The organism is Profundibacterium mesophilum KAUST100406-0324 (assembly GCF_009835145.1).
Lineage (GTDB): Bacteria > Pseudomonadota > Alphaproteobacteria > Rhodobacterales > Rhodobacteraceae > Profundibacterium > Profundibacterium mesophilum.
On the sequence record NZ_APKE01000006.1, the window covers coordinates 18248 to 35832 of the forward strand.

A 17585-nucleotide genomic window follows, 5' to 3' on the forward strand; every position below is an offset into this window, starting at 1 on the left:
CGGCGGGCGTCAATCCGCCGCGCAGCCTCCCTCCGCCAGGGGGTCGTGGCCCCAGTTCATCAGTGAATAGCGCCAGTCGCTCGTCTCGATGTCCTTCCGGGGGCCTTGCGCGCAATGCCGCTTGATGTAGCCCACGACCTTGCCCATGTGGTCCCATTGCGCATCGGTGAGCGCGTCCTTCCTGGTGCGCTTGATCTCGACGATGCGCCGTCCGGACTTGTGTCCGGTGCTCTCGCCATCCGAGCTGTCACCGACCGAGCGGCTCTCCTCGGTTTCGAGGAATTCCTCGATCTCCTTGGGGGCCATGTTCACGAGGCGACCCCATTCCTCCCAGATCTCGTCATGCGACTTTGCCATCGGCACGTTCCCTCCGCAGCTTCGCCCGCCCGGAACAGCGAGCCTTCACCGCACAGCGCGGCGCGCGCGGGCGCGGTTCCCACCGCCATGCAGCGGGCTTGAATTCGCCGCCCTGCTCGCGTATCTGCCCCCAAGCGCAAAGAGGATCCCGATCATGGCAGCCAAGAGCAGAACCAACCCGCTTCAGTTCATCCAGCAGGTGCGGGCAGAGGTCGCCAAGGTCGTCTGGCCGACCCGCCGCGAGGTGATCCTGACCACGGCCATGGTCTTCGTTATGGCGACGATCACGGCGATCTTCTTCTTCTTCGTCGATCTGATCATCCGCACCGGCCTCCAGGCGCTTCTGGGCATGTTCGGCTGAGGCCTCTGGCAAGCGTTCCATTCGGTGCTTGAACTCGCCGCGGGCGGCGGTTAAACGCTGGCCACCCCCCGACACACCGTGCCTTTCACCGCAGAATCGCACGGTGCCGTTGCGCGGGGCGGCAGTCGCCGCATCATTCGAACGCGTTCCCGGTGCAGGCCCGGAGCATAGAGGACAGAGGTTCAACATGGCGAAACGGTGGTATTCGGTTAGCGTGCTGTCGAACTTCGAGAAGAAGATCGCAGAGCAGATCCGCACCGCCGTCGCCGAGGCGGGCCTCGAGGAAGAAATCGAGGAAGTCCTGGTCCCGACCGAGGAAGTCATCGAGATCCGCCGGGGCAAGAAGGTCCCGACCGAGCGCCGCTTCATGCCAGGCTATGTCCTCGTGCGCATGGAGATGAGCGATCACGGCTATCACCTGATCAACTCGATCAACCGCGTCACCGGCTTCCTCGGCCCGCATGGCCGCCCGATGCCGATGCGCGACAGCGAGGTGAACCAGATCCTCAACCGCGTCGAGGAGGGCGAGGCATCGCCGCGCACCCTCGTGAGCTTCGATATCGGCGAGAAGGTCAAGGTCTCCGACGGTCCCTTCGAGGGCTTCGACGGGATGGTCGAGGGCGTCGATGACGACAACCAGCGCCTCAAGGTGTCGGTCTCGATCTTCGGCCGCGCGACGCCCGTCGAGCTTGAGTATACCCAGGTGACCAAGCAGGGCTGAGACGGTCTTCCACGGAATTGCGGGGCGCGGCCGGCGCCCCTTCAAAGGGCGGACCGTTTGCACGGCCGCCCTTTTTGCAATCGGCGCGCACCGCGGCGCGCCATCCGGGACCCGCGCCGCCATCACCCTGCTCGCCGCGCCGCGGACTTGACGCGCCCGCCGCGCGCCGCTAGGCAGCCGCATCCCGGCAATCGCCGCCGTCATGGCGGGGTCGGGGCGTGGGAGGAAGGGTGATCGCGATCGCCCGACCCGACCACGGCAACGCAATCCCCTCCGACGCGTCGGTGCGGGAGTTGATCGAAAAGGAGAGGCCTCATGGCCAAGAAGAAGATCGGCAGCATGAAGCTGCAGGTGAAGGCGGGTCAGGCGAACCCGTCCCCCCCCGTCGGCCCGGCACTGGGTCAGCGCGGCATCAACATCATGGAGTTCTGCAAGGCGTTCAACGCGCGCACGCAGGACATGGAGCCCGGCGCGCCGTGCCCGACCGTGATCACCTACTACCAGGACAAGTCCTTCACGATGGAAATCAAGACGCCGCCCGCGTCTTATTACCTCAAGAAGGCCGCTGGCCTGAAGTCCGGCGCGACGACGCCGAGCCGGCAGACCGTCGGCACCGTGACCGTCAAGCAGGTCCGCGAGATCGCCGAAGCCAAGATGAAGGATCTGAGCGCGAATGACGTCGACAGCGCGATGAAGATCATCCTGGGCTCCGCGTCCTCCATGGGAATCGAGGTGAAGTAAGATGGCCAAACTCGGAAAACGCACCCGCTCCATCCGCGAAGCCGTCAGTGGCGCGGAAAATCTCTCCGTCGAGGAGGCCGTCAGCCTGGTCAAGGGCAACGCGAAGGCCAAGTTCGACGAGACGATCGAGATCGCGATGAATCTCGGCGTCGATCCGCGCCACGCCGACCAGATGGTCCGCGGCACCGTCACCCTGCCCAACGGCACCGGCAAGACCGTCCGCGTCGCCGTCTTCGCCCGCGGCGCCAAGGCCGAGGAAGCCCAGGCCGCAGGCGCCGATGTGGTGGGCGCCGAGGATCTCATGGAGCAGGTCCAGGGTGGCAACATCAACTTCGACCGCTGCATCGCGACCCCGGACATGATGCCGATCGTCGGCCGCCTAGGCAAGATCCTCGGGCCGCGCAACCTGATGCCGAACCCCAAGATCGGCACCGTGACGATGGACGTCAAGGAGGCCGTCGAGGCGGCCAAGGGCGGCCAGGTGCAGTTCAAGGCAGAGAAGGCCGGTGTCATCCATGCCGGCGTCGGCAAGGCCTCCTTCGACGAGGGCAAGCTCGCCGAGAACATCCGTGCCTTCGTCGAGGCCGTCGGCAAGGCGCGTCCCTCCGGCGCCAAGGGCACCTACATGAAGCAGGTCTTCCTGACCTCGACCATGGGCGCCGGCGTCAGCGTCGACGTGGCGAACGCCACCGGCAACTGATCGCGCCGTCCCCTCGCGGGACAGGGTTCGATCGCGGGCGTGCCTTCGGGCGCGCCCGTTTTCATTCAGGCCCGCAGCGGGCGAGGCCGTCCCCGTCCCCGTCCCCGGCCAGGGTCAGGGCAGGGCGGTGTCTGGGGATGGCGGGGTCCCCATCGAGTGGTCCCGGCAATTGCCGACAATTTGGGGTTGGAAATCTTCGCATCGCGGTCTAGACAGCGATCTCGCATTCCCGGGCGTGATTCGTCGCGACCGGGGGCGTGTCGTCCGAGACGGTAGGTGGCCGCATCCGCGTGTCCTTAATATCCAACCCGAGGCGGGTACAGACCAGTTTGACCGGGGCTGCGCCTCGGGCGTTCTTGGTTCAGCCCCGTTAAGCGGACCTGAACGCTGGCATCTGCCGGCAAAACAGAGCCGGAGGGGGAAACCCTTCCAACCTTGGAGTGAAACTGTGGATAGAGCCCAGAAAGAGAAAGTGGTCGAGGAACTCGGCCAGATCTTCGAAAGCTCTGGCGTTGTAGTGGTCGCCCACTACGCGGGTCTCACGGTTGCCGAAATGCAGGACCTCCGCTCGCGCATGCGCGAAGCCGGCGGCTCCGTTCGCGTTGCCAAGAACAAGCTCGCCAAGATCGCTCTTGAAGGCAAGGCCAACGCTTCGTTGTCCGATCTTCTCACGGGTATGACCGTTCTCACCTATTCCGAAGACCCCGTGGCTGCTGCCAAGGTCGCGGAAGGCTATGCCAAGGACAACTCGAAATTCGAGATCCTCGGCGGCGCAATGGGTGAAACGGCTCTGGACCGGGCCGGTGTCAAGGCTGTGTCCGACCTGCCGTCGCGCGAGGAGCTTATCGCTTCCATCGTGGGCTGCATCGTCGCACCTGCCAGCAACATCGCCGGGGCCATTGGCGCGCCTGCAAGCAACATCGCGAGCATCCTTTCGACAATCGAGGAAAAAGCGGAAGCCGCTTGAGCCTCGCGCAGGGGGATGCGTCCCCCGACGTTGGAACACAACTGAAAAGAACGGAACTGAACAATGGCTGATCTGAAGAAACTCGCCGAAGAGATCGTGGGTCTTACCCTTCTCGAAGCACAAGAACTGAAAACCATCCTCAAGGACGAGTATGGTATCGAGCCCGCCGCCGGCGGCGCCGTGATGATGGCCGGTCCGGCCGATGGTGGCGGTGCCGCCGCCGAGGAGCAGACCGAATTCGACGTCATCCTGAAGTCGGCCGGCGCTCAGAAGATCAACGTGATCAAGGAAGTCCGCGCGATCACCGGTCTTGGCCTGAAAGAAGCCAAGGAGCTGGTCGAAGCCGGTGGCAAGGCCGTCAAGGAGCAGGTCTCCAAGGACGAAGCCGAAGAGATCAAGAGCAAGCTCGAAGCCGCTGGCGCCGAGATCGAACTCAAGTGATCGCCGCCGCGGGGCTCGCCCCGCGCCGCGCATGACTGTCAGGCTGGTCCCGGATGCCGGGGCCAGCCGTCCGCGTCTCAGAAAGGGCCGTCCGCGGTCCTTCCTAAGGAGCGGTGCCGGATCGGGAGGTGGCCTGTGGGAAGGCCGCCAGGTATTGATCCGGCCCCCCGTTTCGTAAAGGCCCATCGCCCGTAGCCCGGCGGCCGATGGACCGGCGAAAAGAAAAGGTGACTTTCCCTATGGCGTCCAGTTTCCTCGGCCAGAAGCGTCTGCGCAAATATTACGGCAAGATCCGTGAAGTGCTCGAGATGCCGAACCTCATCGAGGTTCAGAAATCCAGCTATGACCTCTTCCTCAATTCGGGCGACCAGCCCGAGCCGATGGACGGCGAGGGGATCAAGGGCGTCTTCCAGTCGGTCTTCCCGATCAAGGATTTCAACGAGACAGCCGTGCTCGAATTCTCGCGCTACGAGCTCGAGAAGCCGAAATACGACGTCGAGGAATGCCAGCAGCGCGACATGACCTACAGCGCACCGCTGAAGGTGACGCTGCGCCTGATCGTGTTCGATATCGACGAGGATACCGGCGCGAAATCCGTCAAGGACATCAAGGAGCAGGACGTGTTCATGGGCGACATGCCCCTGATGACGCCCAACGGCACCTTCGTCGTGAACGGCACCGAGCGGGTCATCGTTTCCCAGATGCACCGCAGCCCCGGCGTGTTCTTCGACCATGACAAGGGCAAGACGCACAGCTCGGGCAAGCTGCTCTTCGCCTGCCGGATCATTCCCTATCGCGGCTCCTGGCTCGACTTCGAGTTCGACGCCAAGGACATCGTCTATGCGCGGATCGACCGCCGCCGGAAGCTCCCGGTGACAACCCTGCTCTATGCCCTCGGGCTGGACCAGGAAGCGATCATGGACGCCTATTACGACACGGTCGACTTCACCCTCGAGAAGAACAAGGGCTGGGTCACCCGCTTCTTCCCCGAGCGCGTGCGCGGCACCCGTCCGAGCTACGACCTGGTGGATGCCGATAGCGGCGAGGTCATCGCCGAGGCCGGCAAGAAGATCACGCCCCGCGCGGTCAAGCAGATGATCGATTCGGGCAATGTCAGCCGCGTCCTGCTGCCCTTCGACCAGATCATCGGACGTTTCGCGGCCAAGGACATCATCGACGAGGAAACCGGCGCGATCTACGTCGAGGCCGGCGACGAGCTGACCTGGGAGACGGACAAGGACGGCGAGGTCACGGGCGGCACGCTCAAGGAGCTGATGGATGCCGGCGTGACCGACATTCCCGTGCTCGACATCGACAACATCAATGTCGGCCCCTACATGCGCAACACCATGGCCGCCGACAAGAACATGGGCCGCGACACCGCGCTCATGGACATCTACCGCGTGATGCGGCCCGGCGAGCCGCCCACCGTCGAGGCGGCCAGCAACCTCTTCGACACGCTCTTCTTCGACAGCGAGCGCTACGACCTGTCGGCCGTCGGCCGGGTCAAGATGAACATGCGTCTCGACCTCGATGCCGAGGACACGCAGCGCACGCTGCGCCGCGAGGACATCGTCGCCTGCATCAAGGCGCTGGTGGACCTGCGCGACGGGCGCGGCGAGATCGACGACATCGACCATCTGGGCAACCGCCGGGTGCGTTCGGTCGGCGAGCTGATGGAGAACCAGTACCGCGTCGGCCTGCTGCGCATGGAGCGCGCCATCAAGGAGCGCATGTCCTCGGTCGAGATCGACACGGTGATGCCGCAGGACCTGATCAACGCGAAGCCGGCCGCGGCCGCGGTGCGTGAATTCTTCGGCTCCTCGCAGCTGTCGCAGTTCATGGACCAGACCAACCCGCTCTCCGAAGTGACGCACAAGCGGCGCCTCTCGGCCCTCGGGCCGGGCGGTCTGACCCGCGAGCGCGCCGGCTTCGAGGTGCGGGACGTCCACCCGACCCATTACGGCCGGATGTGCCCGATCGAGACGCCGGAAGGCCCGAATATCGGCCTGATCAACTCGCTCGCCACTTTCGCGCGGGTCAACAAGTACGGCTTCATCGAGACCCCCTACAGGGTGGTCAAGGGCGGGCAGGTGACCGACGAGGTCCATTACATGTCCGCCACCGAGGAAATGCGTCACACCGTGGCGCAGGCGAACGCCAATCTCGACGAGAACGGCCGCTTCGTGAACGACCTGGTCAGCACCCGTCAGTCCGGCGATTACACGCTGGCGCCCAACGAGAATGTCGACCTGATCGACGTCAGCCCCAAGCAGCTGGTCTCGGTCGCGGCCTCGCTCATTCCGTTCCTCGAGAATGACGACGCCAACCGTGCTCTCATGGGCTCGAACATGCAGCGTCAGGCGGTTCCGCTCCTGCAGGCCGAGGCGCCGCTTGTCGGTACCGGCATCGAGGAAGTCGTGGCCCGCGATTCGGGCGCCGCGATCATGGCCGCGCGCGGCGGCATCATCGACCAGGTGGACGCCACCCGGATCGTGGTGCGCGCCACCGAGGATCTCGAGCTTGGCGATGCCGGGGTCGATATCTACCGTCTGCGCAAGTTCCAGCGCTCGAACCAGAACACCTGCATCAATCAGCGTCCGCTGGTGAAGGTGGGCGACATGGTCTCGAAGGGCGAGGTCATCGCGGATGGTCCCTCGACCGACATGGGCGAGCTGGCCCTCGGCAAGAACGTGGTCGTCGCCTTCATGCCCTGGAACGGCTACAACTATGAGGACTCGATCCTGATCTCGGAGCGGATCACCCGTGACGACGTGTTCACCTCGATCCATATCGAGGAGTTCGAGGTCGCGGCGCGTGACACCAAGCTCGGGCCGGAAGAGATCACCCGCGACATCCCCAATGTCGGCGAGGAAGCCCTGCGCAACCTCGACGAGGCTGGCATCGTCTATATCGGTGCCGAGGTCGGACCGGCGGATATCCTCGTGGGCAAGATCACCCCGAAGGGCGAGAGCCCGATGACCCCCGAGGAGAAGCTGCTGCGCGCCATCTTCGGCGAGAAGGCCTCCGACGTGCGCGACACGTCGCTGCGCCTTCCGCCCGGAGATTACGGCACGATCGTCGAGGTGCGGGTGTTCAACCGGCACGGCGTCGAGAAGGACGAGCGGGCGCTGCAGATCGAGCGCGAGGAAGTCGAGCGTCTGGCGCGCGACCGTGACGACGAGCTGGCGATCCTCGATCGCAACATCTACGCCCGTCTTCGTGACCTGATCCTCGGCAAGACCGCCGTGAAGGGTCCGCGTGGGGTCAAGCCGAACACCGTGATCACCGAGGAGCTGCTGGACGATCAGCTGAGCCGCGGTCAGTGGTGGCAGCTCGCGCTCGGCGAGGAGCAGGACGCGCAGATCGTCGAGGCGCTGAACCAGCAATACGAGGCCCAGAAGCGGGCGCTCGATGCTCGCTTCGAGGACAAGGTCGAGAAAGTGCGCCGGGGCGACGATCTTCCGCCGGGCGTGATGAAGATGGTCAAGGTCTTCGTCGCGGTGAAGCGCAAGCTTCAGCCGGGCGACAAGATGGCCGGCCGTCACGGCAACAAGGGCGTCATCTCGAAGGTCGTTCCGATGGAGGATATGCCCTTCCTCGAGGACGGCACCCCGGTCGATTTCGTGCTCAACCCGCTGGGCGTGCCCTCGCGCATGAATGTCGGCCAGATCCTCGAGACCCACATGGGTTGGGCCGCGCGCGGCCTGGGGATCAAGATCGAGGATGCGCTTTCGGGCTATCGCCGCTCCGGGGACATCACCCCGGTCAAGGAAGCGATGCGCCTGGCTTACGGTGACGACGTCTATGACGAGGGGCTGGAGCAGATGGACGAGACCCATCTGCTGGAGGCGGCCGGCAACGTCGTTCGCGGCGTTCCGATTGCCACCCCGGTCTTCGACGGGGCCAAGGAAGCGGATGTGAACGACTCGCTGCGCCGCGCAGGGTTCGACACTTCGGGTCAGTCGCGCCTCTTCGACGGGCGGACCGGCGAGGAGTTCAGCCGCCGCGTCACCGTGGGCATCAAGTACCTGCTGAAGCTGCATCACCTCGTGGATGACAAGATCCACGCGCGTTCGACCGGGCCCTACAGCCTCGTCACCCAGCAGCCACTGGGCGGCAAGGCGCAGTTCGGCGGTCAGCGTTTCGGGGAGATGGAGGTCTGGGCGCTTGAGGCCTACGGCGCCGCCTATACCCTGCAGGAGATGCTCACCGTGAAGTCCGACGATGTCGCCGGCCGGACCAAGGTCTACGAGAGCATCGTCAAGGGCGAGGACAACTTCGAGGCGGGCGTGCCCGAATCCTTCAACGTTCTCGTCAAGGAGGTCCGCGGTCTGGGCCTCAACATGGAACTCCTGGACGCCGAGGAGGACGAGGAATAACGGCACGCGCCGTCTGACCTCGGGGCGCGCCGCTGCGGCGCGCCCATCCCCTTCGCTGCCCATTTACCCAAGGTGTGAAAATGAACCAGGAACTGACAACCAACCCGTTCAGCCCGCTGGCCGCTCCCAAGACCTTCGACGAGATCAAGGTATCGCTGGCCTCCCCCGAGCGGATCCTCAGCTGGTCCTTCGGCGAGATCAAGAAGCCCGAAACCATCAACTACCGCACGTTCAAGCCCGAACGTGACGGTCTCTTCTGCGCGCGCATCTTCGGTCCGATCAAGGATTACGAATGCCTGTGCGGCAAGTACAAGCGGATGAAATATCGCGGCGTCGTCTGCGAGAAATGCGGTGTCGAGGTGACGCTGCAAAAGGTGCGCCGCGAGCGGATGGGCCATATCGAGCTGGCCGCGCCCTGCGCCCATATCTGGTTCCTCAAGTCGCTGCCCAGCCGCATCGGCCTGATGCTCGACATGACGCTGCGCGATCTCGAGCGTGTGCTCTACTTCGAGAACTACGTCGTCATCGAGCCGGGGCTCACCGATCTCACCTATGGTCAGATGCTGACCGAAGAAGAGTTCATGGATGCCCAGGACCAGTTCGGCATGGACGCCTTCACCGCCAATATCGGTGCCGAGGCGATCCGCGAGATGCTTTCCATGATCGACCTCGAGGCGGAGGCCGAGCGCCTGCGCGAGGAGCTCAAGGAAGCGACCGGCGAGCTGAAGCCCAAGAAGATCATCAAGCGTCTGAAGATCGTCGAGAACTTCCTCGAGAGCGGCAACCGTCCCGAGTGGATGGTGTTGACGGTCGTTCCGGTCATCCCGCCCGAGCTGCGCCCGCTGGTGCCTCTGGACGGTGGCCGCTTCGCGACCTCTGACCTCAACGACCTCTATCGCCGCGTCATCAACCGCAACAACCGCCTCAAGCGGCTGATCGAGCTGCGCGCGCCCGATATCATCGTGCGCAACGAGAAGCGGATGCTGCAGGAATCCGTTGATGCGCTCTTCGACAACGGCCGCCGTGGCCGCGTCATCACCGGTGCAAACAAGCGCCCGCTGAAGTCGCTGTCGGACATGCTCAAGGGCAAGCAGGGCCGCTTCCGCCAGAACCTTCTGGGCAAGCGCGTCGACTTCTCCGGCCGCTCGGTCATCGTGACCGGCCCGGAGCTCAAGCTGCATCAATGCGGTCTGCCCAAGAAGATGGCGCTCGAGCTCTTCAAGCCCTTCATCTATTCGCGGCTCGAGGCCAAGGGCCTCAGCTCGACCGTGAAGCAGGCCAAGAAGCTCGTGGAGAAGGAGCGTCCGGAGGTCTGGGACATCCTTGACGAGGTGATCCGTGAGCATCCCGTCATGCTCAACCGCGCGCCGACCCTCCACCGCCTCGGGATCCAGGCCTTCGAGCCCGTGCTCATCGAGGGCAAGGCGATCCAGCTGCATCCGCTCGTCTGCTCGGCCTTCAACGCCGACTTCGACGGTGACCAGATGGCCGTGCACGTGCCGCTGTCGCTCGAGGCACAGCTCGAAGCCCGTGTCCTGATGATGTCGACGAACAACGTGCTTTCGCCCGCCAACGGCGCGCCGATCATCGTGCCGTCGCAGGACATGATCCTCGGCCTCTACTATATTTCCATGCAGCGCGAGGGGATGAAGGGCGAGGGGATGATCTTCTCCGACGTGGACGAGGTGCAGCACGCGCTCGACGCCGGGGAAGTGCATCTGCACGCCAAGATCCAGGCGCGCCTGCGCCAGGTCGATGCCGAGGGCAACGAGGTCGTGCAGCGTTTCGAGACGACGCCGGGCCGCGTGCGTCTTGGCGCGCTCCTGCCGCTCAACAACCGCGCGCCCTTCGAGCTGGTGAACCGGCTGCTGCGCAAAAAGGAAGTGCAGCAGGTCATCGACACCGTCTACCGCTATTGCGGCCAGAAGGAGTCGGTCATCTTCTGCGACCAGATCATGACGATGGGCTTCCGCGAGGCCTTCAAGGCTGGGATCTCCTTCGGCAAGGACGACATGGTCATCCCCGAGAGCAAGTGGCCGATCGTCGACGAGACGCGCGACCAGGTGAAGGATTTCGAGCAGCAGTACATGGACGGCCTGATCACCCAGGGCGAAAAGTACAACAAGGTCGTGGACGCCTGGTCGAAGTGTAACGACAAGGTCACCGAGGCGATGATGACGACCATCTCGACCCCGGGCACCCACGAGGACGGCTCCGAAGCCGAGCCGAACTCGGTCTACATGATGGCCCATTCCGGTGCTCGTGGCTCGGTCACCCAGATGAAGCAGCTGGGCGGCATGCGCGGCCTGATGGCCAAGCCGTCGGGCGAGATCATCGAGACGCCGATCATCTCGAACTTCAAGGAAGGTCTAACCGTTCTTGAATACTTCAACTCCACCCACGGCGCGCGGAAGGGCCTGTCGGATACGGCGCTCAAGACGGCGAACTCCGGCTACCTGACGCGCCGTCTCGTCGACGTGGCGCAGGACTGCATCGTGCGCATGACCGATTGCGGCACGGACCGCGCGGTGACCGCCGAGGCGGCGGTCAACGATGGCGAGGTCGTGGCGTCCCTGGGCGAGCGCGTGCTTGGCCGGGTTGCCGCCGAGGAGCTCATCGATCCGGTGACGCAGGAGGTGATGGTCGCCGAGGGCGAGCTCATCGACGAGCGCACCGCCGACCTGATCGAAAGCTCGACCCTTGCATCGGCGCGCATCCGCAGCCCGCTGACCTGCGAGGCCGAGGAGGGCGTCTGCGCCATGTGCTACGGCCGCGACCTTGCGCGCGGCACGATGGTCAACCAGGGCGAGGCCGTGGGCATCATCGCGGCGCAGTCGATCGGCGAGCCGGGCACCCAGCTGACGATGCGGACCTTCCACATCGGCGGCGTGGCCCAGGGTGGCCAGCAGTCCTTCCAGGAGGCAGGCCAGGAGGGCCGTGCGGAATTCCGCAACGCCCAGCTTCTGACCAACGAGGCCGGTGAGGCGATCGTGATGGGCCGCAACATGCAGCTCGCCATCATGGACGAGCAGGGCAATGAGCGCGCAAGCTTCAAGCTCGGCTACGGCACCAAGGTCCATGTCGAGGAGAACGCGCAGATCGCGCGGGGCGACAAGCTCTTCGAATGGGACCCCTATACCCTGCCGATCATCGCCGAGAAGTCCGGCACGGCGCGCTTCGTCGATCTCGTCACCGGCCTTTCGGTTCGTGACGATACCGACGATGCCACCGGCATGACCCAGAAGATCGTGACCGACTGGCGCTCGGCGCCCAAGGGCAACGAGCTGAAGCCGGAGATCATCATCATCGGCGAGGATGGCGAACCCGTGCGCAACGACCAGGGCAACCCGGTCACCTATCCGATGTCGGTGGATGCGATCCTGTCGATCGAGGACGGGGCGCAGGTCAAGGCCGGTGACGTCGTGGCGCGCATCCCGCGCGAAGGAACGAAGAACAAGGACATCACCGGTGGTCTGCCGCGGGTGGCCGAACTCTTCGAGGCGCGCCGTCCCAAGGACCACGCGATCATCGCCGAGATCGACGGCTACGTGAAGTTCGGGCGCGACTACAAGAACAAGCGCCGGATCGCGATCGTGCCGTCCGATGACAGCCTCGAGCCGGTCGAATACATGGTCCCGAAGGGCAAGCACATCCCCGTCACCGAAGGGGATTATGTCCAGAAGGGCGATTACATCATGGACGGCAATCCCGCGCCGCATGACATCCTGTCGATCATGGGTGTCGAGGCGCTGGCCGATTACATGATCGACGAGGTGCAGGCGGTCTACAGGCTCCAGGGCGTGAAGATCAACGACAAGCACATCGAGGTCATCGTCCGCCAGATGCTCCAGAAATGGGAGATCCAGGATTCGGGTGAGACGACGCTGCTCAAGGGCGAGCATGTCGACAAGTCCGAGTTCGACGAGGCGAACGAGAAGGCGATCAAGAAGGGTGGCCGTCCGGCAACGGGCGAGCCGATCCTGCTGGGGATCACCAAGGCGTCGCTGCAGACCCGCAGCTTCATCTCGGCTGCCTCCTTCCAGGAGACGACACGCGTGCTCACCGAGGCTTCGGTCCAGGGCAAGCGCGACAAGCTCGTCGGTCTCAAGGAGAACGTCATCGTCGGCCGGCTCATCCCGGCGGGCACCGGTGGCGCGACCCAGAAGACCCGGCGCATCGCCGCGGAGCGCGACCTCAAGGTGCTCAAGGCAGCCCAGGCCGAGGCCGAGGCCGCGGCGGCGCTGGCCGCCCCGGTCGAAGAGCCGATGGACGGGGACGAGTATGACAGCGGTCTCGTCGAGACACCGGAGAGCCGCGACGAATAAGGCGCGTTCCGCGTCCCGCGACGATTCCCGCGCCCCCGCCCGTTTCACGGGCGGGGGCGTTTCTCGTTCCACGGCGATGGGTTCATACCCGCCGTCCGCGATGCGTCTGGCGGGTGCGCGGGGCGGCTGCTACACGGGGCGGATGTTAGCTTTGAGCGACAACACGCGCGGTGCGATCCTGATGGCCGGAAGCATGACCGCCTTCACCATCAACGATGCCTGCATGAAGGCGCTTTCGTCGAGCGTGCCCCTTTTCGAGGCGGTTTTCCTGCGCGGCAGCGGCGTGACGGTCATGCTCCTCTTTCTGGCTTGGGCCAGCGGAGGGTTGCGGCACCGGCCCTCGGCGCGCGACGGCTGGCTGATCCTCCTGCGCACCTGCGCCGAGATCGCGGCAGCGGGTTTCTTCCTGACGGCGCTCTTCAACATGCCGATCGCCAACGTGACCGCCATTCTGCAGGCGATCCCCCTGACGGTCAGCTTGGCCGGTGCCCTCTTTCTCGGTGAGGCGCTCGGCTGGCGGCGGCTGACCGCGATCACCGTCGGTTTCGCGGGGGTGCTGCTGATCGTGCGGCCGGGCGGGGAGGGATTCACCGGGCATTCCCTCCTGGCACTGGCATCCGTGCTATGCGTGACGGTGCGCGATCTCGCGGCGCGGCGGATGTCGCGCGGTCTGCCATCACTCAGCGTCGCGCTCGCCGCGGCAGTGGGCGTGACGATCGCCGCCGGCATCGGATCGCTCTTCCAGGGGTGGGTTCCGCTGCCTCCCGTGGCCGCGCTCCAACTCGCGGGCGCGACCGGCTTCGTGCTGGCCGGCTACGTCTTCTCGGTTTCGGCGATGCGGATCGGCGAGCTTGGGGTGGTCGCGCAATTCCGTTATGTCTCGCTGCTCGTGGCTCTGATCCTCGGGCTGGCGGTCTTCGGTGACTGGCCATCCGGGCTGACCCTTGCCGGGGCGGCAGTCATCGTGGGAACCGGCCTCTTCACCCTGTCGCGCGAGCGCAAGCTGCGCCGCGTACATCCGTCGCCCGTCCCGCTGCGCCTGCGCTAGGGGAGGGCGCGGGGGGGAGTGTTGACACCCCCCGCGACTCCGCTTATACGGCGGCCACTCGGGTGGCGGGTTTTCGTCTCGCAACGCCCTTTACAGAACCGAAGTGGTCACGATCCGGGCTCCGCGCTCCGATCCTCTGGATACCCGCCGCGTGTTCCCTGACGGGGAGCAATGCGGTGTTTGCGCTTTGCGGACGCGTGACGCGCCGAATGCCTGCCGGGATGCGCGCATCCCGGTGAAGTCAGCTTCGCGATACGCGCGAGGCAGGAAGAACCGCCCGCGTGTCTGCGGGACAATGTGTTGCAACACGGGGAATGAACCGGAATGCCAACGATCCAACAGCTGATCCGCAAGCCGCGGCAGCCGAAAGTGAAACGCTCCAAGTCGCAGCACCTGGAGTCTTGCCCGCAGAAGCGTGGGGTTTGCACCCGCGTCTACACCACCACGCCGAAGAAGCCGAACTCGGCCATGCGGAAGGTTGCCAAGGTGCGCCTGACCAATGGTTACGAGGTCATCAGCTACATCCCCGGCGAATCGCATAACCTTCAGGAGCACTCGGTGGTCCTGATCCGTGGCGGCCGGGTGAAAGACCTTCCCGGTGTCCGCTATCACATCCTTCGCGGTGTTCTGGACACCCAGGGCGTCAAGGACCGCAAGCAGCGTCGTTCGAAGTACGGCGCGAAGCGTCCGAAGTAAGAGGAAGATCAGATGTCCCGTCGTCACGCCGCCGAAAAGCGCGAAATCCTGCCCGACGCCAAGTATGGCGATACGGTGCTGACCAAGTTCATGAACAACCTGATGGTCGACGGCAAGAAGTCGGTCGCCGAGCGCATCGTCTACAATGCGTTCGACCGGGTCGAGCAGCGCCTCAAGAAGTCCCCCGTCGAGGCCTTCCACGAGGCGCTCGACAACATCAAGCCGAGTGTCGAGGTCCGCTCGCGCCGCGTCGGTGGTGCGACCTACCAGGTTCCGGTCGAGGTGCGCCCCGAGCGCCGCGAGGCTCTCGCGATCCGCTGGCTGATCAACGCCTGCCGTGCCCGCAACGAGAACACCATGGAAGAGCGTCTCGCCGGCGAGCTGAGCGACGCGGTCAATGGTCGTGGCTCCGCGGTCAAGAAGCGCGAAGACACCCACAAGATGGCGGATGCCAACAAGGCGTTCAGCCACTACCGCTGGTAATTCCGGCTTGCCGCGCGGCCATTCGGGCCGCCGGCCGGCCACGCCGCGTTCCCGCGGCACAGTAACACGAGGACGCAGTTCATGCCCCGCGACTATTCCCTAGGACGTTACCGCAACTTTGGTATCATGGCGCATATCGACGCCGGCAAGACCACCTGCACCGAGCGGGTCCTGTTCTACACCGGCAAGTCCCACAAGATCGGCGAAGTCCATGACGGCGCCGCCACGATGGACTGGATGGAGCAGGAGCAGGAGCGCGGCATCACGATCACGTCCGCCGCGACCACCACGCATTGGTTCCGCACCGAGGACGGTCAGACCACGACCGGCATCTACGGTGACACGCCCGAGGAGGCGAAGTTCCGCTTCAACATCATCGACACGCCCGGCCACGTCGACTTCACCATCGAGGTCGAGCGTTCGCTCGCCGTGCTCGACGGTGCGATCGCCGTTCTCGACGCCAATGCCGGCGTCGAGCCGCAGACCGAGACCGTCTGGCGCCAGGCCGACCGCTACAAGGTTCCGCGCATCGTCTTCGTCAACAAGATGGACAAGATCGGCGCCGACTTCTGGAACTGCGTCAAGATGATCAAGGACCGGACCGGCGCCACGCCCGCTCCGATCCAGATGCCGATCGGTGCCGAAGACAAGCTCGAAGGCATCGTCGACCTGGTCACGATGAAGGAATGGGTCTGGAAGGGCGAGGATCTCGGTGCTTCCTGGGTCGTTCAGGACGTGCGTGAAGACCTGCGCGAGCAGGCCGAGTCCATGCGTGCCGAGCTGATCGAGCTCGCCGTCGAGATGGACGACGACGCGATGGAGAAGTATCTCGAGGGCGAGGAGCCCGATCTCCCGACGCTTCGCAGCCTGATCCGCAAGGGCACGCTCAGCATGTCCTTCGTCCCGGTGCTCGCCGGCTCCGCGTTCAAGAACAAGGGCGTTCAGCCCCTGCTCAACGCGGTCATCGACTACCTGCCGGGTCCCCTCGACGTTCCCGCCTACATGGGCTTCAGCCCCGATGACGAGACCGAGACCCGGAACATCGCGCGTCATGCCGACGACGACGAACCCTTCTCGGGTCTCGCGTTCAAGATCATGAACGACCCCTTCGTCGGATCGCTGACCTTTACCCGGATCTACTCGGGCAAGCTCAAGAAGGGCGATTCGCTGCTCAACACGACCAAGGGTCGCAAGGAGCGGATCGGCCGGATGATGATGATGCACGCCATCAACCGCGAAGAGATCGACGAAGCTTTCGCGGGTGACATCATCGCGCTCGCCGGCCTGAAGGACACCACCACCGGTGACACCCTGTCCGATGCGCAGCAGCAGGTCGTCCTCGAGACGATGACCTTCCCCGATCCGGTCATCGAGATCGCCGTCGAGCCCAAGACGAAGGCCGACCAGGAGAAGATGTCCACCGGTCTGCAGCGTCTGGCGGCCGAAGATCCGTCCTTCCGCGTCGAGACCGACCTCGAGAGCGGCCAGACGATCATGAAGGGGATGGGCGAACTTCACCTCGACATTCTCGTTGACCGTCTGAAGCGCGAGTTCAAGGTCGAGGCGAATATCGGTGCCCCGCAGGTGGCCTACCGTGAGACCATCGGCAAGGCGATCGAGCATACCTACACCCACAAGAAGCAGTCGGGTGGTTCGGGTCAGTTCGCCGAGGTCAAGCTGGCGATTTCCCCGACCGAGCCGGGCGAGGGCTACTCCTTCGAGAGCAAGATCGTCGGCGGCGCGGTTCCCAAGGAATACGTCCCCGGTGTCGAGAAGGGCATCAAGTCGGTCATGGATAGCGGCCCGCTTGCCGGCTTCCCGGTCATCGACTTCAAGGTCGCCCTGCTGGACGGCAAGTTCCACGACGTGGACTCGTCGGTTCTCGCCTTCGAGATCGCGTCGCGGATGGCAATGCGCGAAGGTCTGCGCAAGGCCGGCGCCAAGCTGCTCGAGCCGGTCATGAAGGTCGAGGTCGTCACGCCGGAAGAATATACCGGCTCGATCATCGGTGACCTGACGAGCCGTCGCGGGATGGTGCAGGGGCAGGACAGCCGCGGCAACGCGATCGTCATCGACGCCTTCGTGCCGCTGGCCAACATGTTCGGCTACATCAACAACCTGCGTTCGATGTCTTCGGGCCGCGCGAACTTCACGATGCTGTTCGACCACTACGAGCCGGTTCCGCAGAACATCAGCGAAGAGATCCAGGCGAAATACGCCTGACCGAATAGCGGGCTGCGCGACCCTCGCGCAGCCCCCCGTAATTGACAGGAGGCCATCATGGCGAAGGCAAAATTCGAACGCAACAAACCGCATGTTAACATTGGCACGATCGGCCATGTTGACCACGGCAAGACGACGCT

14 protein-coding genes are annotated in these 17585 nt (G+C 64.6%); 13 read left to right on the forward strand and 1 reads right to left on the reverse strand.

From position 1 onward, the window contains the following. Positions 1–9: 9 nt before the first annotated feature. The gene (locus tag PMES_RS01985) at positions 10–357 is read right to left on the reverse strand and encodes a DUF3140 domain-containing protein (RefSeq protein WP_159963860.1); all 348 of its coding nucleotides are present in this window, start codon (positions 355–357) and stop codon (positions 10–12) included. 154 nt (positions 358–511) lie between these two features. On the opposite strand from PMES_RS01985, the gene secE reads away from it, so the two are divergent. From secE to PMES_RS16635, 13 genes are all read left to right on the forward strand, one after another. Continuing rightward, entirely contained in the window at positions 512–718 is a 207-nt protein-coding gene (secE, locus tag PMES_RS01990; protein WP_159963861.1) for a preprotein translocase subunit SecE, read from the forward strand. Between the two features lie 187 nt (positions 719–905). Then, positions 906–1439, forward strand: a complete 534-nt coding sequence (gene nusG, locus PMES_RS01995) for a transcription termination/antitermination protein NusG (RefSeq protein ID WP_159963862.1) — start codon at positions 906–908, stop codon at positions 1437–1439. A 315-nt stretch (positions 1440–1754) separates the two neighbouring features. Continuing rightward, positions 1755–2180, forward strand: coding sequence for a 50S ribosomal protein L11 (gene rplK, locus PMES_RS02000; protein WP_159963863.1), 426 nt, complete (start codon positions 1755–1757; stop codon positions 2178–2180). A gap of 1 nt (position 2181) precedes the next feature. After that, on the forward strand, positions 2182–2880 hold the full coding sequence (gene rplA / locus PMES_RS02005) for a 50S ribosomal protein L1 (protein ID WP_159963864.1): 699 nt from the start codon (positions 2182–2184) through the stop codon (positions 2878–2880). 448 nt (positions 2881–3328) lie between these two features. Further along, on the forward strand, positions 3329–3847 hold the full coding sequence (rplJ, locus tag PMES_RS02010; protein WP_159963865.1) for a 50S ribosomal protein L10: 519 nt from the start codon (positions 3329–3331) through the stop codon (positions 3845–3847). Positions 3848–3910: 63 nt separating this feature from the next. Further along, positions 3911–4288: a 50S ribosomal protein L7/L12 gene (gene rplL / locus PMES_RS02015; protein ID WP_159963866.1), complete on the forward strand. Its 378-nt coding sequence runs from the start codon at positions 3911–3913 to the stop codon at positions 4286–4288. A gap of 239 nt (positions 4289–4527) precedes the next feature. Beyond that, complete coding sequence (rpoB, locus tag PMES_RS02020; protein ID WP_159963867.1) at positions 4528–8670, forward strand: DNA-directed RNA polymerase subunit beta; 4143 nt, start codon at positions 4528–4530, stop codon at positions 8668–8670. 80 nt (positions 8671–8750) lie between these two features. Next, entirely contained in the window at positions 8751–12995 is a 4245-nt protein-coding gene (rpoC, locus tag PMES_RS02025; RefSeq protein ID WP_159963868.1) for a DNA-directed RNA polymerase subunit beta', read from the forward strand. A 142-nt stretch (positions 12996–13137) separates the two neighbouring features. Further along, a complete protein-coding gene (locus tag PMES_RS02030; RefSeq protein ID WP_159963869.1) occupies positions 13138–14043 on the forward strand; it encodes a DMT family transporter in 906 nt (301 codons plus the stop codon). A 324-nt stretch (positions 14044–14367) separates the two neighbouring features. Then, on the forward strand, positions 14368–14739 hold the full coding sequence (gene rpsL, locus PMES_RS02035; protein WP_008331617.1) for a 30S ribosomal protein S12: 372 nt from the start codon (positions 14368–14370) through the stop codon (positions 14737–14739). 12 nt (positions 14740–14751) lie between these two features. Continuing rightward, a complete protein-coding gene (rpsG, locus tag PMES_RS02040) occupies positions 14752–15222 on the forward strand; it encodes a 30S ribosomal protein S7 (protein ID WP_159963870.1) in 471 nt (156 codons plus the stop codon). Between the two features lie 81 nt (positions 15223–15303). Beyond that, positions 15304–17445: an elongation factor G gene (fusA, locus tag PMES_RS02045; protein ID WP_159963871.1), complete on the forward strand. Its 2142-nt coding sequence runs from the start codon at positions 15304–15306 to the stop codon at positions 17443–17445. A gap of 57 nt (positions 17446–17502) precedes the next feature. Then, positions 17503–17585: GTP-binding protein (locus PMES_RS16635; protein WP_236549664.1), on the forward strand; the 83-nt coding region annotated here is incomplete at its 3' end.

Excerpts from the sequence above, each read along its gene's own strand:
- secE (WP_159963861.1), top strand. The coding sequence starts at position 512 with ATGGCAGCCAAGAGCAGAACCAACCCGCTTCAGTTCATCCAGCAGGTG.
- rpoB (WP_159963867.1), top strand. The coding sequence starts at position 4,528 with ATGGCGTCCAGTTTCCTCGGCCAGAAGCGTCTGCGCAAATATTACGGC.
- rpsG (WP_159963870.1), top strand. The coding sequence starts at position 14,752 with ATGTCCCGTCGTCACGCCGCCGAAAAGCGCGAAATCCTGCCCGACGCC.
- rplL (WP_159963866.1), top strand. The coding sequence starts at position 3,911 with ATGGCTGATCTGAAGAAACTCGCCGAAGAGATCGTGGGTCTTACCCTT.
- PMES_RS01985 (WP_159963860.1), bottom strand. The coding sequence starts at position 357 with ATGGCAAAGTCGCATGACGAGATCTGGGAGGAATGGGGTCGCCTCGTG.
- PMES_RS02030 (WP_159963869.1), top strand. The coding sequence starts at position 13,138 with ATGTTAGCTTTGAGCGACAACACGCGCGGTGCGATCCTGATGGCCGGA.
- rpsL (WP_008331617.1), top strand. The coding sequence starts at position 14,368 with ATGCCAACGATCCAACAGCTGATCCGCAAGCCGCGGCAGCCGAAAGTG.
- fusA (WP_159963871.1), top strand. The coding sequence starts at position 15,304 with ATGCCCCGCGACTATTCCCTAGGACGTTACCGCAACTTTGGTATCATG.
- rpoC (WP_159963868.1), top strand. The coding sequence starts at position 8,751 with ATGAACCAGGAACTGACAACCAACCCGTTCAGCCCGCTGGCCGCTCCC.
- rplK (WP_159963863.1), top strand. The coding sequence starts at position 1,755 with ATGGCCAAGAAGAAGATCGGCAGCATGAAGCTGCAGGTGAAGGCGGGT.
- rplA (WP_159963864.1), top strand. The coding sequence starts at position 2,182 with ATGGCCAAACTCGGAAAACGCACCCGCTCCATCCGCGAAGCCGTCAGT.
- nusG (WP_159963862.1), top strand. The coding sequence starts at position 906 with ATGGCGAAACGGTGGTATTCGGTTAGCGTGCTGTCGAACTTCGAGAAG.